Source organism: Lysobacter soli (assembly GCF_009755585.1).
Taxonomy (GTDB): domain Bacteria; phylum Pseudomonadota; class Gammaproteobacteria; order Xanthomonadales; family Xanthomonadaceae; genus Lysobacter_J; species Lysobacter_J soli.
In genome coordinates, this window is the sequence record NZ_CP046603.1 from 2576397 (window position 1) to 2593459 (window position 17063).

A 17063-nucleotide genomic window follows, 5' to 3' on the forward strand; every position below is an offset into this window, starting at 1 on the left:
CGTTATGCGGTTCCCGCCGCGGCGTGCAGCGCGTGGAACACGCGCAGGATCGCCGCGACGCTGCGCTCCGCATCGTCCTCGCTGGTCGCCCAGTTCGACACCGAAATGCGCATCGCGGCCTTGCCCTGCCACGTCGTGCCACCGAGCCAGCACGTGCCGTCGCGCTGCACGCCGGCGATCACCGCACGGGTGAGGTCGTCGTCATCGCCGAAGCGCACCAGCACCTGGTTGAGCACGACGTCGTTCAGCACCTGCACGCCATCGGCGGTGCGCAGCGCGTCGGCCATCTGCCGGGCGCGTTCGCAACTGGCGTCGATCAGGTCCTGCACGCCGCCCTTCCCCAGCGCACGCAGCGTCGCGTATACGGGAACGCCGCGCGCACGACGCGAGAACTCGGGCACCCAGTCCACCGCGTCGCGTTCCTCGCCGTGCGTCTGGATCAGGTAGGCGGCCTGCGAGGTCATCGCCTCGCGATGATCCTGCGCGTGGCGCACGATCGCGACGCCGCAGTCGTAGGGCACGTTGAGCCATTTGTGCGCGTCCGTCGCCCACGAATCGGCGAGTTCGATGCCATCGGCCAGGCCGCGCAGCGATTCGCTGGCGCGCGCCCACAACCCGAACGCGCCATCCACGTGCAGCCACGCGCCACGTTCGCGCACGACCTCGGCGACCTCGCGCAGCGGGTCGAACGCACCGGTGTTCACGTTGCCGGCCTGCGCGCAGACGATCATCGGCCCTTCGATTGACGCGACGACCTTGCGCAGGCGATCGGCGTTCATGCGCCCCTGCGCGTCGGTTTCCACGCGATGCACCGAACGCGTGCCCAGGCCGAGGTAACGCAGCGCGACGTCGATGGTGACGTGCGATTCGGCCGACGCCACGACGTGCAGCCGCGGCGCGCCCTGAAGGCCGTCGGCTTCGACGTCCCAGCCGGCGCGTCGCAGCATCTGGTGGCGCGCGGCGGCCAGGCAGGTGAAGTTCGCCATCTGGCAGCCGGTGACGAACCCGACGCCGCTTTCGCGCGGCAGGTCGAACAGGTCGAGCAGCCATTGCCCGGCGACCTCCTCCACCACCGACACCAGCGGCGAGATCGCATAGATGCCGGCGTTCTGGTCCCACGTGGACACCAGCCAGTCGGCGGCGAGCGCCACCGGATACGCGCCGCCGACCACGAAACCGAAATAGCGCGGCGAATTGCACGCGACCGCGCCGCGTTCGGCCTGCTGCGCGAGCAGGTCGATCACCTCGCCGCCTTCGTCGCCGTGTTGCGGCAGCGGTATGCGCAGCGCGGACAGCAGTTCGTCGCGACCGGCACGCGCGGCGACATGGCGGTCCGGCAGGCGCCGCAGGTAATGCCCGGCATGCATGCGGGCGTTGTCGAGGTATTCGTCGAACACGGCGGACTGGAACAGGCTCGACGGGATGGGATCGGTGGCCATGGCGCGCAGTCCTCGGGAGGAGGCCGAAGCATAGGCGCGTGGTGGGGGTTTGCCGTTAAGAATGTGTGGATCAGGGGTGTGCGGTGCTTCGCAAGTTGTCCGAAGCAAGACCGCAGCGCTGTGCCCAAGCGGCAGTTCGACGTGATCGCTCCGTTACCCCTCACCCCAACCCCTCTCCCGAGGGGAGAGGGGCTCATTGGCCGTCGCTCAAGCGAACGCTGGAATACATTTCGATCTTCGCGAGGACGCCAAACCACGCGCGAAACCGGGCGCCGGGCCGCTATAGTCCGTCGAATCGCCGCCGGAGCGCCCCTTGGCCACGTCCCACCCGCATCGCATGCAACCCAAGTTCCCGTGGCGTTACCTGTTGCTGGTCGTGGTGCCGCTGGTCGCAGCCGTGGCGATGTCGCGCCATGGGTTGCCGATTCCCGACGTCCTGACATCCGCGCCAACGCCGCCCTCCGCCGCACCCGCCGCCACGCACGGCCCGCTGACCACCCCGCTCGCGCGCTTCCTGCTGCAGCTGCTGGTCGTGCTGTGCGTGGCGAAGGGCGCCGGGTGGTTGCTGCGCCGGTTCGGGCAGCCAGCCGTGATCGGCGAAATGGCCGCGGGCCTGCTGCTTGGCCCGCTGTTGTTCGGCGCCGTCGCTCCGGACGTGCAGGGCTGGCTGTTCGCACCCGAAAGCCTCGGCGCGCTCGGCATGGTGAGCCAGCTCGGCGTGCTGATGTTCCTGTTCGTCGCCGGCGCCGAACTGGACCTGTCGAGCCTCAACGGCCGGCGCGGGTTCGCGCTGCTGGTCAGCCACGCGGGCATCGCCTTGCCGTTCCTCTGCGGCGTCCTGCTCGCGCTCGCGTTGTTCGCGGAACACGCGCCGGCGGGCGTGGGCTTCGCCGGGTTCGCGTTGTTCATGGGCGTGTCGCTGTCGATCACCGCCTTCCCGGTGCTGCTGCGGATCCTCTCCGACCGCGGCATCGCCCAGACCGAAATGGGCCGCATCGCGATCGCCTGCGCCGCGCTTGGCGATGCCAGCGCGTGGTGCCTGCTCGCGGTGATCGTCGCCACCGTGCAGGCCACCGGCTGGATGACGGCGGTGGTGAGCCTGGCCGGCACGCTGCTGTTCGCGGTGGCGGTGCTGGCGCTCGCGCGCCCGTGGATTTCCCGCCGCGAGATCACCGTCGAACGCGAAGGCCGCGCGCTCATCGCGTTGCTGCTGCTTGCGCTGCTGTGCGCGCTGGTCACCGAGGCGCTGGGCATCCACGCGCTGTTCGGCGCATTCCTCGCCGGCATCGCCGTGTCGGGCAATGCGCGGCTGCGGCACCTGCTGGTCGAACGCGTGGAGCCGTTCGCCATCTCGCTGCTGCTGCCACTGTTCTTCGCGATGACCGGCCTGCGCCTGCGCGTGGAGGGCTGGCAGGCGTCGGACCTGCTGCTCGGCGTGGTGGTCATCGCGGTCGCGACGCTCGGCAAGGGCGTGGGCACCTGGCTCGCCGCGCGCACCGCCGGCATGCCCAACACCGACGCGCTGCGCCTGGGCGCGCTGATGAACACGCGCGGGCTGATGGAGCTGATCGTGCTCAACCTCGGCTACGAGATGGGCCTGATCGGCGACCGCCTCTTCGCCGTGCTGGTGATCATGGCGCTGGTCACCACCGCCATGACCGGACCGCTGCTCGATCTGATCGAACGACGCGCGCGCCGCTGAGGGCAGCGGCGGCACGGCCGCAGCGTTGGATCAGATGCCCGGCTCCTCGATCTGCCGCACCTCGCACTCGATGTTCCATTCGTCGCCGTGGATCGCGACGAAGCGGCGCGTGAGTTCGGTGGCTTCGTCCAGATCGGCCGCTTCGAGGATGGCGTAGCCGCCGACGACTTCCTTCGCCTCGGCGAACGGGCCGTCGATGTTCGACAGCTTGCCGTCGTGCAGCCGCACGCGCCGGCCCTTCGCGGTGGGCTGCAGGCCGCCGGTATCGACGAGCTTGCCGGCCGCGCGCATCTCGCCGATGAGCACGGTCATCTCGTCGATCAGGCGCTGGCTCGGCACCTGGCCGGTGTTTTCGTCGACTCGGATCAGGGACATGAAACGCATGGGATCTCCTTCGGTTCGCGGGCGCGGGAGCGCGCCCTTCAGTGGGTACGACGAGCAGGACCGGGCCGAATCGACAAAACGTCCCGAAGCGACAGACGGCGTCGAAGTCGGCCCTCGCGCCGCCGGCTATGCTGCGGCGATCCTTCCGCCCCCTGCGACGCGCCCGATGACCCGCCCCGCCGCCCTGCACGCCCGCTTCGTCCTCCTGCTATGGCTGCTGCTGGTCGCTCCGGCGTTCGCACAGGGCTATTTCCCGCCACGCGGCGACTGGGCGCGGGCCACGCCGGCGCAGTCGGGCTTCGATCCGAAGCGGCTGCAGGAGGCGATCGATTACGCCATCGCGCACGAGGCGAAGGAACCGCGCGACCAGTCCGTCGCGCTGGCGCAAAGTTTCGGCGCGAAGGAGCCGTTCTTCGACGGCCAGATCGGCCCGACCGCGGTGCGCGCCGGGCTCAACGGCATCATCGTGCATCGCGGCAAGGTCGTGGCCGAGTTCGGCGACACGCGCAGCCTCGACATGAGCCACAGCGTCACGAAGACGTTCCTGAGCACGGTCGTCGGCATCGCGTGGCAGCGCGGCCTGATCCGCGACACGAACGACCGCGCCGCCGACTACATGCCGCGCGACGTCGACCTGTTCACCTCCGAACACAACGCACCGATCACGTGGGAGGACCTGCTGCGCCAGACCAGCGACTGGCAGGGCACGCTGTGGGGCAAGCCGGACTGGGGCGACCGGCCGTCGGGTCCGCCGGAACAATGGCCGAACCGGGAGCGCCACGTACCGGGCACGCACTACATGTACAACGACGTGCGCGTGAACGTGCTGGCGCTGGCCGCATTGCAGGTGTGGCGTCGCCCGCTGCCGGAGGTGCTGCGCGAGAACGTGATGGACCCCATCGGCGCAAGCACGCGCTGGCGCTGGCACGGCTACCGCAACTCGTGGGTCGAACTGGACGGGCAGAAGATGCAGTCGGTCTCGGGCGGCGGCCACTGGGGCGGCGGCATGTTCATCGACGCGTGGGACCTGGCGCGTTTCGGGTATCTCTTCCTTCGCGATGGACGCTGGGACGGGAAGCAGATCGTTTCGCGCGAATGGATCGCCAAGGCGCGCACGCCCGGCGCCGACAACCCCGAATACGGCTACTGCAACTGGTTCCTCAACACCGACCGCAAGTCGCTGCCGTCGGCGCCGGAAAGCAGCGTCACCTTCCGCGGCAACGGCCAGAACATCGTCTACATCGATCGCGACAACGATCTGCTGATCGTCGTGCGCTGGATCGATCGCGGCGACGCGCTCGATACGTTCATCGGGAAGGTGCTGGCGGCGCGGGTGAAGTGACCAGAGGTCCGGTGCCGCGTCCTGTTCCTATCATGCCGTCATCCCGGCGTAGGCCGGGACCGAGGCCTATGTCGTTTGGGCACTCCGACTTGAAGCATCAGAGATGCCGTCATTCCAGCGAAAGCTGCAACCCATTTTGATCTTCGCGATTCGGTGCGAAGCAACACCGCAGCGTTGCGCTGCAACGTTCGTTCACCGCTCCCGCTTCGTTGCCTGTCACTTCAACCCCTCTCCCGACGGGAGAGGGGCTAAAAGCCGACGACGTCGTCATTCCAGCGAAAGCTGGAATACATTTTGACCATTCGTTCAGAACGTCACCTTCACCGAAGGCGCGCTGCGGGTGTGCTCGCCGTGGTACACCGCTTCGATGTTGTTGCCGTCCGGATCGAGCACGAACGCGGCGTAATACCCCGGATGGTACGGGCGCTCGCCGGCGGCGCCGTTGTCGCGACCACCCGCGGCGAGCGCCGCCTTGTGGAACGCCTCCACCGCCGCGCGATCCTTCGCCTGGAACGCCAGGTGATGCCGGCCGGTGAGTTCGCCCTGCGCCGCTTCGCTGTCGGCGGTCGAGACGAACAACTCGTCGTACCAGAAGGCGCCATCATCGAGCGTGCCGCCGAGCGGCACGCCAAGCACCTTGAACACCGCATCGTAGAAACGGCGGCTGGCCGGCAGATCGCGCACGACCAGTTGCACGTGGTCGATCAACCGGCCGCGGTGGAGTTCCTGGGTTTCCATGTGCTCGTCCTTGTGTGATTGCGCTCAGTGCGGCGCCGATGGCGGCTGCGTTGACGATGTCGTGCGCAGCAGGCTTTCCAGATTCTGCACGCCGCGCATCGATCCGACCGTGTGCAGGAGGTCATGGAATTCCTCTTCGGCTACATGGCCCTTCAGCTGCACGCGTCCATCGCGCACGTGCACTTCGACGTTGTGCGGATGTCCGACCAGGCGACCCAGGCGCGCACGGATACGCTCGTGCAACAGATCGTCGTCGATAGGCTCCGACGTCATGCTCGCGCGCGTGCGTGCCGCCACGCCGCGCAGGCGATCGGCGGCGCGCTTGGACTTGCCGCGAACGTAGCGTTCGGCGTCGTTGCGCATCGAGAGACCGCGATCGCGCACGATCGCGCGGCGACGGCGGCCGGCGTTGGGATCCATGAGGTACATCACCAGGGCGCCGGCCGCGAATGTCAGCGCGGCGCTGGCGAGCGTGCCCAGGGCAGTGCGTGCGGATCGTTCGTGCATGGGATCACCTCGGTTGACTCGGCCTCGACAGGCTCGCGGGAGCCCCACCCTGCCAGAACGCACGGAAACATCGCGCGAAGGTTCGCCGACTCGAACCTTAACGGGGCTGCTCGCGCGCAATGCCCTGAATTTCGGAGGATTCCGAGAGATCGCACGCGATCGCGTTGCTAACGTTCGCGGCCCTCTGCCGCTGCCTTCGCCGCCGTGCCCACCTACATTCCTTCGAGCGCCGCGTCGCGCTTCTCCATCGCCGTGCTCGCCTGTTGCGCCGCCTTCGTGCTCGCATCGTGCGGTCGTCGCGATGCGCCGGTCGCCACGGCAACCACGCCGGATGCGCCCAAGGCTGAAACCTTCGCCGCACCGCAGGATGTGTTCGAACGCGATGCACGCGCGATCGTCGGCATCAGCTATCCGACCGGGCTGGATCGCTATCCGGCGCTCGCGAAGCTGCTCGTCGCGCACGCGGCTGCTCGCCGCGCCGCGCTCGATGCCGCGCTGGAAAAGACGCCGCGTCCGTCCGTGCCGTTCGAACTCACGCTGCGTTTCAGCACCGCCGCCGACGCGCCGCGCATGTTCGCGGTGATCGCCGACGAAGAGCTGTATACCGGCGGCGCGAGCAGTCGCCCTGGTCGCGAGGTGTTCCTCTGGTCGCCTGCGGAAAACCGCCTGCTGTCACCGGAGGAAATGATCCCGAACCCGGCGGCGTGGGCGAGGCTGCACGAGCAGATCCGCCATCTGGCGCTGGAGGAATCCGCCTCGCTGTCCGCGCCTGCCGCCGAACGTGCGATGCAGCACGTGTTCGTGCCGCGTTTCAATTCCAGCGGTCGCATCGCGGGCCTGCGCTTCCGCACCGACGATGGCGGCGAAGTCGAAGTGCCGGGCAGCGAACTCAAGCCGCTGGTCGCGCCGGCGTACTCGGGCTGGTTCGAGGATGCGCCGGCCGTCGCGGCCGAGTCGCCGGTCGCGACCGCGAAGCTCTGAGCGGATTCCGCCGCATCGCCGAACGCGACGCGGCGGCATCAACCATCACGCAGCCGGCTTGCGCAACGTTTCGTCGAACAGCGCCAGCGTTTTCTTCCACGCTTCGCGCGCGGCCGCTTCGTCGTATCGCGGCGTGGTGTCGTTGTTGAAGCCGTGCTGCGTGCCGGGCGGCTGGAACAATTCGTACTTCACGCCGGCCTGCTTCAGCGCGGCTTCGTAGGAAGGCCAGCCGGCGTTGACGCGTTCGTCGTTCTCGGCCAGCACGATCAGCATGCGCGCCTTGATGTTCGGCACGCCCTCCAGCGGCGCCGGCGCGCCATAGAACGGCGCGGCCGCATCGAGGTCCGGCAGCTGCGTAGCGAGGAAGTTCGACATCCCGCCGCCGTAACAGAAGCCCACCACGCCCAGCCGTCCGTTGCCGCCTTCGATCGTGCGCAGCATCTTCGCGGCGGCGATGAAGTCCTGCCGCGTCCTGGCCTGGTCGAGCTTGGCGAACTCGGCGCGTGCCGCGTCCTCATTGCCCGGATAACCGCCAAGCGGGAACAGCGCGTCCGGCGCGAAGGCGATGTAGCCCTCCAGCGCGAGGCGACGCGTCACATCTTCGATGTGCGGATTGAGACCGCGATTCTCGTGTACGACCAGCACGACCGGCAGCGGGCCGCTCTTCTTCGCGGGGCGGACGAGATAGCCGCGCGCGGTGCCGTAGCCCTGCGGTGACGGGAATTCGAGGTACTTCGCGACCAGCCGCTTGTCGTCCGGCTTGACCTGCTGCGCCGCGGCGAAGTTCGGCGCGAGCGCGGCGAGGATGCCGGCGGCACCGGCCGCTCCCACCGCGAAACGCGCCGCGCCGCTGAGGAAACCGCGCCGGTCGATGATGCCGTGCACGTACTGGTCGAACAGTCGCATCACTTCCGGATCGAAGTCGCTGGCCTTGCGACGTGGCGTGTCGGCCATGGGGAACCTCCGCGGCGTGGTCGGAACGTGCCGGCGAGGATAGCGGCCCCTGCGTGACGAAATGCAACCGTGCGGCGAGCCGGTGCGCTGGTGCGACGGACGGCGCCGGGATTGGGGTATCTGGAAGAAGCGAGGCGCCTTGCGCGCCCGGATCATCGGAGCGGGAATCCCGTCCGGAAAAGAAACCGCCGCCGACGCCCCACGCATCGGCGGCGGTGGCGACTTACGTCACCTTCTTGGCGATGGTCACGCCCAAGATGAAAAGCACGACTGCGATCACCAGGCCCACCCAGAACAGCAGCTTGGCAATGCCCATGGCCGCGCCCGCGGCGCCGCTGAAACCCAGCGCGCCCGCGATGAGGCCGATGACAGCAAAGATGATGGCCCACTTCAACATCGCAACCACTCCTGGCAACTTCGTTGCGAACGACGGTAGTCGCGGGGTTGTCGTTCTGGCGTGAGTGGCGTCGCGGGTGATTTATCGGTCGTTTCTTCGGGCAACGGGCGGCGTTCGAGCGAGCGGTTGCTTTGAGCCCCTCTCCCGCGGGAGAGGGTTGGGGTGAGGGTCGGGACGTGCGCGCACGGTGGCACTCGCAATGCCCTGCTTTTCTGCGAGACGAAGCAGTGGACTCCCAGCTTTCGCTGGAATGACGATGCCTTGGCTGAAAGACCGCCAGCCTGGATCCCGGCCTTCGCCGGGATGACAGTGATCGCGATGGCTCGCGCGCATCGACTGCGCAAGCTCACCGACAAGCCCGATACGTACCCCGATCGAAGTGGAAGTGATCCGCATGGGCCCGGTTGTAGTCCGGGCCGAGCACCACGTCGAAGTAGTCGCACGCGCCGTCGTGCACGGCGCGGAGGAACCGGGCTTCGTCCAGGTCGGACGCGTCTTTCGTCGCTTCATCGGTGACCACGGATGAAGCCGGTGCAGCGGACGTCGGCGTCGATCCGGCAGGCGCGGATTGCCAGTCCTTCAACACCCGCACTCGCCGCCCGTCGTCGAGCACGAAGCCGGCGATGTCGAGCGCATCGGCCGTGGCGTGCTGGCTGCGACGGCGCCCCTCTTCGCCGTAGAGGTTCCGGCACGCGTACGAACCCAGGTGTTCGATGCGCGCCACGCGTGTCCCCAGGTGTTCCTCCGCGGCCTGCTGCAGCACGTGGCGCTCCCACATCGCCAGCGACAGCGCCGTGCGGCAGCTCAGGGTGAAATCCGATCCCACCGCCACGCTCGTGCGCTGGATGCGGACTGCGTTGGTGAAGCCGCAATGCTCGCCGGTGACGCGGTCGTCCACCGGCGTCAGTTGCATGTCCGCCTGCGCGAGCGCGACCTGGCAGGCGGCGCGATCGCCCGCCGCGCGGTCGAGCTTGAAGCGCGTCAGCAGGTTCGGCGTCGCATCGATACGCAGCGGCGCCCAGGGGTTCCACGCCTCGGGAATCCGCACCCGCCCCGACCAGAGCGCCCAGCCCGCACCCAATGCGGCGGCCAGCAGGAGCAGCCACACCACGCGCAGGATCGGGAACGGCTTGCGGTTCGGACTCGGGTCGGGGGTCGCCATCGCCGGATTGTCGCCGACGCCACGTCAGGGTGAACGTAGCGGTCTGTCGGCCGATAATGGCGGCATGGAAACCGCAAGCGCCTCGATCACCGCCCTTCCCTTCGTCCGCGTCGCCGATGCGGTGACCGGCGCACGCACGCTGGAGGAACTCGTCCGCCCGCTGCTGGAAGTGCTGGAAGCGCTGACCGGCATGGAATCGACCTACCTGACGTCCGTGGACGCCGATGCGGGCGTGCAGCACGTGCTGTTCGCCCGCAACACGCAGACCTTGCTGATCCCCGAGCAGCTCACCGTGCCGTGGTCCGACACGCTCTGCCGGCGCGCGCTCGACGAGGCGTGCGCGTACACCGACGACGTGCCCTCGCGCTGGGGGGATTCGGACGCCGCGCGGGCGCTGGGCATCCACACCTACGTCAGCACGCCGGTGAAGCTGGAGGACGGTTCGCTCTACGGCACCCTGTGCGCCGCCAGTGCGCGCCAGTTGCCGCTGCCCGACGATGCGCAGCGCGCTCTGCTCATGTTTTCCCGCCTCATCGGCCAGCAGCTGGAACGCGAACGCCTCGTCGACCGGCTGCAGGAGGCCAACGCCGCGCTGGCCGCGAGCGCGCTCGTCGACACGGTGACGGGCCTGCCGAACCGCCGTGCGCTCATGGCCGAGATGACGCGCCGCATCGCGCACTGCCAGCGCCAGCATGAGGCGCTGGTGGTGGCCTTCATCGACCTGGACGGCTTCAAGGCCATCAACGACCGCCATGGCCACGAGGCGGGCGACCGCTTCCTCGCCGCGATAGGCCGCACGCTGCAGGGTGCGCTGCGCGCGGACGACTTCGCGGCGCGACTGGGCGGGGACGAGTTCGTCGTGGTCGGGACCGTCGCGCACGTCGAAGGACCCGGAAGCATCGAGGCCTTCCGCGAGCGGCTGGCCGCAAGCACGCGCCGTCGTTTCGACCTCGGCACGGTGACCGTGGACTACGAAGGCGCCAGCGTCGGCGCGGTCGTCGCCGCCGACGACCAGCCCGACCCCGACACCCTGATCGCCCGCGCGGACGCCGCCATGTATGCCGTCAAGCGCAGCCGAAAGATGCGCGATCGCGCCATCGCCTGACGGGCGTTGCGCCCGCCCGCGCGACCGGGGCGAAACCCGTATCGTATGGACACCCGTCCGCACTGGAGCGCGTCATGAAGCACCTGTTGAAGCAGGCCGCCGCCGGCCTCGTCGTCACCATCGCGCTGGCCGCGCCGGCCGTGGCTGCACTGAAGGCCGGCGCGAAGGCGCCCGACTTCAGCGCCCCGGCGTACCTCGCCGGTGAGGCGTTCACCTTCAAGCTGTCCGACGCGCTGAAGAAGGGCCCGGTCGTGGTGTATTTCTTCCCCGCCGCCTTCACCCCCGGCTGCAACCTCGAGGCGCACCTGTTCTCCGAGGCCATCGACAAGTTCAAGGCCGAAAAGGCGACGGTCATCGGCATCACCGCCGGCAACACCGACCAGCTGGCCGCGTTCTCCAAGTCCACCGAACACTGCGGCGGCAAGTTCCCCGTCGCCGCCGACAGCGGCGCGAAGATCGCCAAACAGTACGACGCCATCCTCGCCAAGAAGCCGGAATGGTCGGACCGCACGTCGTATGTCATCGCGCCGAACGGCACGATTTCCCACGTCTACTCGGACCTCAATCCGCAGAAGCACGTGAAGGAGTCGCTGGACGCGGTGGCGGCGCTGGAGAAGAAGTAAGCCTTGCAGTTCCTAGCTGCGGCTCCTCGCCCGTCGTGTTTGAGCCCCTCTCCCACCGGGAGAGGGGTTGGGGTGAGGGGCAACGGAGGGGCGGCGGTGAACCATCGCTGCGATGAAGCGCTGCGGTGTCGCTTCTTCCTTCTCGTACCCACGGAGCGCTGCAATCAAGATGGATTCCAGCCTTCGCTGGAATGACGAGATGGTTCGGAAAGGTGATCAGCCTGGATCCCGGCCTTCGCCGGGATGACGGTAAATGACGAGCGGTTTCGGAAAGGTCATCAGCCTGGATCCGACCTTCACCGGGACGACGGCCTTTCAGGCGACGAGTGCTCCGACTACCGCCCCTCCTCCGCGTCATCCGTCAGCCCCGCGCCGAGGCCCATCCCGACACCGCCCGCGGCGAGCCCGCCTCCCATTCCGCCGCCGCCCATCCCACCGCCACCGCCGCGGCCACCCTGCTTTCCTTCCTCGCGCGCGCCCTCGCCTTTTCCCTTCGCCGCAGACGACGGCCGGCTCGGACCCTGCCTCGGGATCTGCAGGTTCGACGGCACCGGATCCAGATCGAGCACGCCACGGATGAAGTCGCGCAGCGACACGACCAGCTCCGCCGTATGCACCGGCCGGCCCGCGACGAGTTCCGCCGCCGCGCGCGCCGCCAGCTTCACCTGTTCGTCGGTGCCCAGCAGCAGGATGTCCGACAGCGCGCCTTCCACCGCATCCCGGATGCGGCGCGAGCGGTCGGAGCTCGGCCACGCCAGCTCGGCATTGCCCGGCTCCGCAGACGCCTCGCCACGGCGCTGCACGTCGCGCAGATGGGTGGGGTCGACCGACAGGTCGCCCGTGAACGATCCACCCAGCGTCTTGTACGCGGCGATGAGCGTGCGCAGCCGCTCGTTGATCTGCCGGTTCTCGCGCTCGCGCCGGGCCTGGACGGTCTGCATCACGATCAACCGGATGCCCACGCCGATGAGCGTGATCACCGCCAGGCCGATCAGCGTCGACAGCACCGCCTGCCAGGAACTGAAATCCAGATTGCGCATGGAACCTCCTTCGCGGACGCCGGCAAGGTAGCGCATCGACCGCCCCGGTCCCGTGGACGAGCCCGCCTCACGCCGCCCTAATGCCAGCGCCACCACAGTGACGCCACCTTCCGGTCGGGGACGCACCATGAGGACGCTCGCCTTCGCGCTCGTTTGCGGCACGCTGCTCGCCACGCTGGTTCCGGTTGCCCATGCGCAGTCGCGCAAGCAGCCGGCGGCAGAAGTCGATGTTTCCAAGGGCGCGACGTCCATGCCCGGCCCGACCTACGCCTGGGTGCCGATGCCGGCGCGATTGCAGGCAGAGCTCGACAAGCGCGCACAGGATCCCGCCTTCCGCACGCGCCTGCAGGCCTCGCTCGACAAGGCCTTGCAGGCGAAGGGTTATCGCCGCATCGACGACGTGCGCAAGGCCGATCTCGCGGTGGCGTATCGCGTCGGCGTGCAGGACGTGCAGCAGACCAGCGTCACCGAGCGCATGCAGCAGGGCGGCGTGGTGCGCGAAAGCGCGGTGGAATGCGGTCCGTACGGCTGCTCGCAGATCCTGTCGAAGGGCACCGAAGGCGTGCCGACCTTCAAGGTGCACACCGTCGACACGATCGAAGGCGGCCTGCAGGTGGAGGTGATCCAGCCGTCGGACATCCGCGTACTGTGGCGCGCCCTCTACCGCGGCTCGATGAAGGCGAAGGACGCCGGCAAGCTCAACCTCGACGCCGTCGCGACGCAGACGCTCGCCTCGCTGCCACGCGCACCGGCGAAGTAATGCGCGAGCCAGAAGGCGGACGGCGTATCACTCGCCGTCCGCGGCTTTCTTTTCGTTCTCTGTGGCCTTCTCGACGATTTCCTCGTAGAGCTGCGCGACTTTCGCGCCGAGCGCGTGGAGCTCCGGATGGCGCGCGACGAAATGCTGTGCATCCTGCGCGTCTTCCAGCGATTCCTTCATGAAGGCGATGTCGGTATCGCTCATGCGTTCGCCCGCATCGACGCGCTCCTTCAGCGACATCGCGCGCGGCAGGCGGAACTTCACCAGACGTTCGAGCAACGCCTGCAACGTCGCCGTATCGTCGGTCGGATGTGACATGGAAGCCGGCCTCGCGCGCGGGAGCGTGATTGTGCCTTCGTCGCCGCGCGCGTGGCTTCACATGCGATTCACCGCGGCGGCGCGGCTTCGCGGGTTTCGAACGGCGCCGCCATCGCCTTCAACAGGCTGCGCTGGTCGTCGTCGCCGGTGAGTTCCCACATGAAGACACCGCGCAGTCCGCGCTCCTTCGCCAGTTGCGAGCGCAGCGCGATCGACTTCGCATCTTCAAAGCTCACGAACACGCGCTCGTCGGCGTTGAACAGGTACGGCGTCTGCGCAATCTCGTGCCAGTGCTGCGTCCACTTCGGATCCTTCAGCAGCTTCGACTGGATGTCGCGCCAGTCGCCGGCGGCATACGGCTCGGTGTACGCCTGGTAGAGCCCGTGGTTGTCGGCGCTATTCACGCGAAAGCCGCGGCCGTAGAACGGCACGCCGAGCACCAGCTTGTCTGCGGGCACGCCGTGCTGCAGATAGAAATCCACCGCGCCTTCGACATTGTTGGCGCGGCGCAGCTCCGGCGGCAGCGGATCCTGTGGCACTTCGCGTAGCGGCGCGTTGAACGTGGACACGGTGGAGAACGCGGTGCCCATGTCGTAGGTCATAAGGTTGATGAAATCGAGGATTTCGCCGAGTGCTTTCAGGTCGTAGCTCTTCGCCGGATCGTACGGACCCGCCGACTGCATGCGACCGGCCGGCAACGCGGCGGTGAGCAGGTACGACTGGCCGCGAGGCTTCGCCTTCGCGTCGAGCTGGCGGCGGAATTCGTTCGCCAGCAGCGTCGCGTTAACGCGATCCTGCGGCCGCGCGGCGATCTCCTTCGGGCCGCCGTACACCGGGAATTCCCAGTCCAGGTCCACGCCGTCGAAGCTGCCACGGTAGGTGTCGAAGAACATCGCCACGCACGAGGACACGAAGCGCTCGCGGCTTTCCTTCGTCAGCGCGGCATCGGAAAAGCCGCCAGCTTCCCAGCCGCCGATGGAGATGATCGTGCGCAGTTTGGGATGCTGCTTCTTCAGCGCGGCAAGTTCCCTGAAGCGGGCGGGCGCGTCCTTCTCGATCACGCAACGTCCGTCCTCGATGCGCGCGAACGCGTAGAACAGGTGCGTGACGGTGTCGGCCGGAATGTTCGACACCGGATAGCGCGCGGCATTCCCGCCCGGGTAGTACGCGCCGACGATCGGCTGTGCGGCGAAGGACGATGCGGAAATCGCGGAAAGAACGATGGCGACGGCGGCCAGGCGCTGGCGAAGCATGGGGGCGTCTCGTGTGTATGGGTGTATGGGGCTGTTAAGCCCCTCTCCCACCGGGAGAGGGGTTGGGGTGAGGGGCAACGAAGCGGATGCGTTGAATCAATGTCGCGGCACAGCGCTGCGATTTTGCTCCTTCAGCGGAGTGCCAAAGATCAAAATGGATTCCAGCTTTCGCTGGAATGACGGTCGATAGTTCACCGCTTCCGGCATTCCCCAGCGCTGCGGGCCTGGGTCCCGGCCTTCGCCGGGATGACGGAGAACGAAGCTGGTGAGCAAGCGCAACCCATCACCCCAACGTCACCGCCCTGCCCGTGCGCGCCGACTCGTAGATCGCCTGCATGATCCGCACGTCGCGCAACCCTTCCTCACCGGGCACCTTGGTCGGGCGGTTCTCGAGGATGCATCGCGCGAAGTCGTCCATTTCCGCGGCGAACAGGTCGATCTCGGGAAACCGGATCTCCTTCCCGTCGCTGCGGCGGCCATGGTTGCCGTCGTAGAAGAAGGCCGGGTCGAGTTCGAACCAGCCGCGTTCGGCGTTCACGCGCAGGTTCTGGATGCCGCCGTCCTTGTAGCTGGTGCTGCAGTACGCGACGACGCCGCTGGGGAATTTCGTCGTCCACACCATCGTTTCGTCGACCTGCGCGAACTTCACCGGATCGGTCTTCGTCTCGATGGCCGACACCAGGATCGGTTCTTCGCCGGTGAGATACCGCGTGGCCTGCAACGCGTAGATGCCCACGTCCATCAGCGCGCCGCCGCCGGCGAGGTCGCGCTTGAGGCGCCACTGCGTCGGCTCGCCCACATCGATCGCGAACCCAGCCTGCACGATGGTGGGCTTGCCGAACGCTTCCTCGCGCACCAGGCGGATGCATTCCAGATGATGCGGGTCGTACTGGCAGCGATACGCGGTGCCGAGCAGGCGGCCCGCCTTGCGGCAGGCGTCGATCATCGACTGGCAGCGCTCGACCGAGATCTCCAGCGGCTTTTCGCAGAACACGTGCTTGCCGGCCTGCGCCGCGGCGATGGTGTGCGGCGCGTGCAGCGCGTTGGGTGTAACCACGTAGACGATGTCGATGTCGGGGTTGTCGGCCATGCGATGCATCGTGTCGTACGAGTACACGCTGCCCTCCGGAATGCCGTACTTCGCCTTCCACGCCGCGGCCTTGGCGGGCGTTCCGGTGACGATGCCTGCGAGTCGGCAGTGCTGCGTCTTCAGCAACGCCGGGGCGATCTGGTTCTCGCTGAGACGGCCCAGGCCGCACACCGCGACGCCAAGTTTTCGCGACTGCTTCGATTTCTCGCGCGTCGCGCTGGTGCTGATGAACGGCGCGGCGGCCAGCGCGATGGCGGTTTCGGCGAGGAACTTGCGGCGATGCGGGTTGGGCATGGTGGCGTCTCGAAAGGATCGTCCGGTCACGCGATGCTGCGGGTGATACGGCTTACGGATGCGCCAGCGCGTACTCCAGCGCGGCGCACACGGCGGTGGCCTGCGCGAGGTTGCACTGCTCCGGCGTGGCGCGCGGGCTGTCCGGATACACCTCGGTCGTGGTCTTGTAGCGCGCATCCGTGACGCCCGCGCACAGGCCGAGCTTGCGCAGCGAATACTCGATCACGCCCGGCGCCACCACGGGCGAGCCGATGATGCGGCCCTGCGCGTCGGCCGGCGCGATGTGCGTGACCTTCGCCACCGCTTCGATCACGGCCTTCTGGAATTCCGGCTGCGGGTTCTCGCTGTCGTCGACCAGGTAAAAGCCGTCCGGGATGCCGTCCGGCTCGAACGGCTTGCCATCGCGCGCCGCGAGCGCAGGGCGGAGCTCGGTTTCATCGGTGTCGGTGGTTTCATGCAGGTCGATGTGGACCAGCACGCGATCGCGCACGGGTTCGACCAGCTTGATCAGCGCCGCCGATTCCTGTGCCGGGCTGTCGGCGCGGAAGGAGCGGTTCGGATCGATCGCGTCGGCGTTCCAGCGATGGATGCGCTCGTACGCCCACGGGCTGATGCACGGCGCGACCAGCAGGTTCACGCGCCCGGCGAAATCGGCCGCATGATCGCGCACGAACTGCAGCGCGCCATGCACGCCGCTGGTTTCGTAACCGTGCACGCCGCCGGTGACCAGCGCGACGGGCAGCGCGTCGTTCCAGTCGCGGCTGCGGATCGCCAGCAGCGGGAAGCGTTCGTCGCCGTACTGCAGCGTGCCGTACTCGACGACGTCGAACGTCGAACGCAGCGGCTCGATCGCCGCGACCACCTCGTCCGCATAGCTGCGACGGCGCACCTGCCCCGCGAGCCACTGCGCCTTCTCCGCGGAGCCCCAGGGCGTTCCGGGCGTGCCGATGGGATACGGGGCGGTGTGGTTCATG

18 protein-coding genes are annotated in these 17063 nt (G+C 68.1%); 6 read left to right on the top strand and 12 right to left on the bottom strand.

Annotation, left to right across the window (positions count from 1 at the left end):
• Nucleotides 1–2: 2 nt before the first annotated feature.
• The gene (locus GOY17_RS11700) at nucleotides 3–1439 is read right to left on the bottom strand and encodes a pyridoxal phosphate-dependent decarboxylase family protein (RefSeq protein ID WP_157030539.1); all 1437 of its coding nucleotides are present in this window, start codon (nucleotides 1437–1439) and stop codon (nucleotides 3–5) included.
• 337 nt (nucleotides 1440–1776) lie between these two features.
• On the opposite strand from GOY17_RS11700, the gene GOY17_RS11705 reads away from it, so the two are divergent.
• Nucleotides 1777–3141, top strand: coding sequence for a cation:proton antiporter domain-containing protein (locus tag GOY17_RS11705; protein ID WP_157031705.1), 1365 nt, complete (start codon nucleotides 1777–1779; stop codon nucleotides 3139–3141).
• A gap of 30 nt (nucleotides 3142–3171) precedes the next feature.
• Here the strand turns inward: GOY17_RS11705 and GOY17_RS11710 are convergent, their stop codons facing one another.
• Nucleotides 3172–3525, bottom strand: coding sequence for a YciI family protein (locus GOY17_RS11710; RefSeq protein ID WP_115841820.1), 354 nt, complete (start codon nucleotides 3523–3525; stop codon nucleotides 3172–3174).
• A gap of 166 nt (nucleotides 3526–3691) precedes the next feature.
• Between GOY17_RS11710 and GOY17_RS11715 the strand changes: the two genes are divergently transcribed.
• Complete coding sequence (locus tag GOY17_RS11715) at nucleotides 3692–4867, top strand: serine hydrolase domain-containing protein (RefSeq protein ID WP_157030540.1); 1176 nt, start codon at nucleotides 3692–3694, stop codon at nucleotides 4865–4867.
• Between the two features lie 306 nt (nucleotides 4868–5173).
• On the opposite strand, the gene GOY17_RS11720 is transcribed toward GOY17_RS11715, so the two are convergent.
• Both GOY17_RS11720 and GOY17_RS11725 read right to left on the bottom strand, forming a co-directional pair.
• Complete coding sequence (locus GOY17_RS11720; protein ID WP_157030541.1) at nucleotides 5174–5605, bottom strand: VOC family protein; 432 nt, start codon at nucleotides 5603–5605, stop codon at nucleotides 5174–5176.
• A gap of 24 nt (nucleotides 5606–5629) precedes the next feature.
• Nucleotides 5630–6112 carry a BON domain-containing protein gene (locus GOY17_RS11725; protein WP_157030542.1) on the bottom strand — a complete coding sequence of 161 codons (483 nt, stop codon included), beginning with the start codon at nucleotides 6110–6112 and terminating at the stop codon, nucleotides 5630–5632.
• 204 nt (nucleotides 6113–6316) lie between these two features.
• On the opposite strand from GOY17_RS11725, the gene GOY17_RS11730 reads away from it, so the two are divergent.
• A complete protein-coding gene (locus GOY17_RS11730) occupies nucleotides 6317–7093 on the top strand; it encodes a hypothetical protein (RefSeq protein WP_157030543.1) in 777 nt (258 codons plus the stop codon).
• 45 nt (nucleotides 7094–7138) lie between these two features.
• Here GOY17_RS11730 and GOY17_RS11735 read toward each other — a convergent pair whose 3' ends face one another.
• From GOY17_RS11735 to GOY17_RS11745, 3 genes are all read right to left on the bottom strand, one after another.
• Nucleotides 7139–8047 (bottom strand): dienelactone hydrolase family protein, encoded by a 909-nt coding sequence (locus tag GOY17_RS11735; RefSeq protein WP_157030544.1) that lies wholly within the window; start codon nucleotides 8045–8047, stop codon nucleotides 7139–7141.
• A 223-nt stretch (nucleotides 8048–8270) separates the two neighbouring features.
• A complete protein-coding gene (locus GOY17_RS11740) occupies nucleotides 8271–8444 on the bottom strand; it encodes a DUF1328 family protein (protein WP_115841744.1) in 174 nt (57 codons plus the stop codon).
• A 346-nt stretch (nucleotides 8445–8790) separates the two neighbouring features.
• On the bottom strand, nucleotides 8791–9606 hold the full coding sequence (locus tag GOY17_RS11745) for an extensin-like domain-containing protein (RefSeq protein ID WP_157030545.1): 816 nt from the start codon (nucleotides 9604–9606) through the stop codon (nucleotides 8791–8793).
• A gap of 64 nt (nucleotides 9607–9670) precedes the next feature.
• Between GOY17_RS11745 and GOY17_RS11750 the strand changes: the two genes are divergently transcribed.
• A complete protein-coding gene (locus GOY17_RS11750) occupies nucleotides 9671–10711 on the top strand; it encodes a GGDEF domain-containing protein (RefSeq protein ID WP_157030546.1) in 1041 nt (346 codons plus the stop codon).
• A 74-nt stretch (nucleotides 10712–10785) separates the two neighbouring features.
• The gene (locus GOY17_RS11755) at nucleotides 10786–11334 is read left to right on the top strand and encodes a peroxiredoxin (protein WP_157030547.1); all 549 of its coding nucleotides are present in this window, start codon (nucleotides 10786–10788) and stop codon (nucleotides 11332–11334) included.
• A gap of 335 nt (nucleotides 11335–11669) precedes the next feature.
• Here GOY17_RS11755 and GOY17_RS11760 read toward each other — a convergent pair whose 3' ends face one another.
• A complete protein-coding gene (locus tag GOY17_RS11760) occupies nucleotides 11670–12374 on the bottom strand; it encodes a hypothetical protein (protein WP_157030548.1) in 705 nt (234 codons plus the stop codon).
• Nucleotides 12375–12501: 127 nt separating this feature from the next.
• On the opposite strand from GOY17_RS11760, the gene GOY17_RS11765 reads away from it, so the two are divergent.
• Nucleotides 12502–13134, top strand: coding sequence for a DUF4136 domain-containing protein (locus GOY17_RS11765; protein WP_157030549.1), 633 nt, complete (start codon nucleotides 12502–12504; stop codon nucleotides 13132–13134).
• A 27-nt stretch (nucleotides 13135–13161) separates the two neighbouring features.
• Here GOY17_RS11765 and GOY17_RS11770 read toward each other — a convergent pair whose 3' ends face one another.
• From GOY17_RS11770 to GOY17_RS11785, 4 genes are all read right to left on the bottom strand, one after another.
• A complete protein-coding gene (locus GOY17_RS11770; RefSeq protein WP_157030550.1) occupies nucleotides 13162–13452 on the bottom strand; it encodes a hypothetical protein in 291 nt (96 codons plus the stop codon).
• Nucleotides 13453–13520: 68 nt separating this feature from the next.
• A complete protein-coding gene (locus GOY17_RS11775; RefSeq protein WP_157030551.1) occupies nucleotides 13521–14705 on the bottom strand; it encodes a glycoside hydrolase family 18 protein in 1185 nt (394 codons plus the stop codon).
• Between the two features lie 283 nt (nucleotides 14706–14988).
• The gene (locus tag GOY17_RS11780; RefSeq protein WP_157030552.1) at nucleotides 14989–16089 is read right to left on the bottom strand and encodes a Gfo/Idh/MocA family protein; all 1101 of its coding nucleotides are present in this window, start codon (nucleotides 16087–16089) and stop codon (nucleotides 14989–14991) included.
• A gap of 52 nt (nucleotides 16090–16141) precedes the next feature.
• On the bottom strand, nucleotides 16142–17062 hold the full coding sequence (locus GOY17_RS11785; protein WP_157030553.1) for a M14 family metallopeptidase: 921 nt from the start codon (nucleotides 17060–17062) through the stop codon (nucleotides 16142–16144).
• Nucleotide 17063: the final 1 nt, after the last annotated feature.

Coding starts and splice junctions, on each gene's coding strand:
- GOY17_RS11750 (WP_157030546.1), top strand. CDS start 9,671: ATGGAAACCGCAAGCGCCTCGATCACCGCCCTTCCCTTCGTCCGCGTC.
- GOY17_RS11700 (WP_157030539.1), bottom strand. CDS start 1,439: ATGGCCACCGATCCCATCCCGTCGAGCCTGTTCCAGTCCGCCGTGTTC.
- GOY17_RS11770 (WP_157030550.1), bottom strand. CDS start 13,452: ATGTCACATCCGACCGACGATACGGCGACGTTGCAGGCGTTGCTCGAA.
- GOY17_RS11755 (WP_157030547.1), top strand. CDS start 10,786: ATGAAGCACCTGTTGAAGCAGGCCGCCGCCGGCCTCGTCGTCACCATC.
- GOY17_RS11725 (WP_157030542.1), bottom strand. CDS start 6,112: ATGCACGAACGATCCGCACGCACTGCCCTGGGCACGCTCGCCAGCGCC.
- GOY17_RS11720 (WP_157030541.1), bottom strand. CDS start 5,605: ATGGAAACCCAGGAACTCCACCGCGGCCGGTTGATCGACCACGTGCAA.
- GOY17_RS11740 (WP_115841744.1), bottom strand. CDS start 8,444: ATGTTGAAGTGGGCCATCATCTTTGCTGTCATCGGCCTCATCGCGGGC.
- GOY17_RS11785 (WP_157030553.1), bottom strand. CDS start 17,062: ATGAACCACACCGCCCCGTATCCCATCGGCACGCCCGGAACGCCCTGG.
- GOY17_RS11745 (WP_157030545.1), bottom strand. CDS start 9,606: ATGGCGACCCCCGACCCGAGTCCGAACCGCAAGCCGTTCCCGATCCTG.
- GOY17_RS11715 (WP_157030540.1), top strand. CDS start 3,692: ATGACCCGCCCCGCCGCCCTGCACGCCCGCTTCGTCCTCCTGCTATGG.
- GOY17_RS11705 (WP_157031705.1), top strand. CDS start 1,777: ATGCAACCCAAGTTCCCGTGGCGTTACCTGTTGCTGGTCGTGGTGCCG.
- GOY17_RS11765 (WP_157030549.1), top strand. CDS start 12,502: ATGAGGACGCTCGCCTTCGCGCTCGTTTGCGGCACGCTGCTCGCCACG.
- GOY17_RS11735 (WP_157030544.1), bottom strand. CDS start 8,047: ATGGCCGACACGCCACGTCGCAAGGCCAGCGACTTCGATCCGGAAGTG.
- GOY17_RS11760 (WP_157030548.1), bottom strand. CDS start 12,374: ATGCGCAATCTGGATTTCAGTTCCTGGCAGGCGGTGCTGTCGACGCTG.
- GOY17_RS11775 (WP_157030551.1), bottom strand. CDS start 14,705: ATGCTTCGCCAGCGCCTGGCCGCCGTCGCCATCGTTCTTTCCGCGATT.
- GOY17_RS11710 (WP_115841820.1), bottom strand. CDS start 3,525: ATGCGTTTCATGTCCCTGATCCGAGTCGACGAAAACACCGGCCAGGTG.
- GOY17_RS11780 (WP_157030552.1), bottom strand. CDS start 16,089: ATGCCCAACCCGCATCGCCGCAAGTTCCTCGCCGAAACCGCCATCGCG.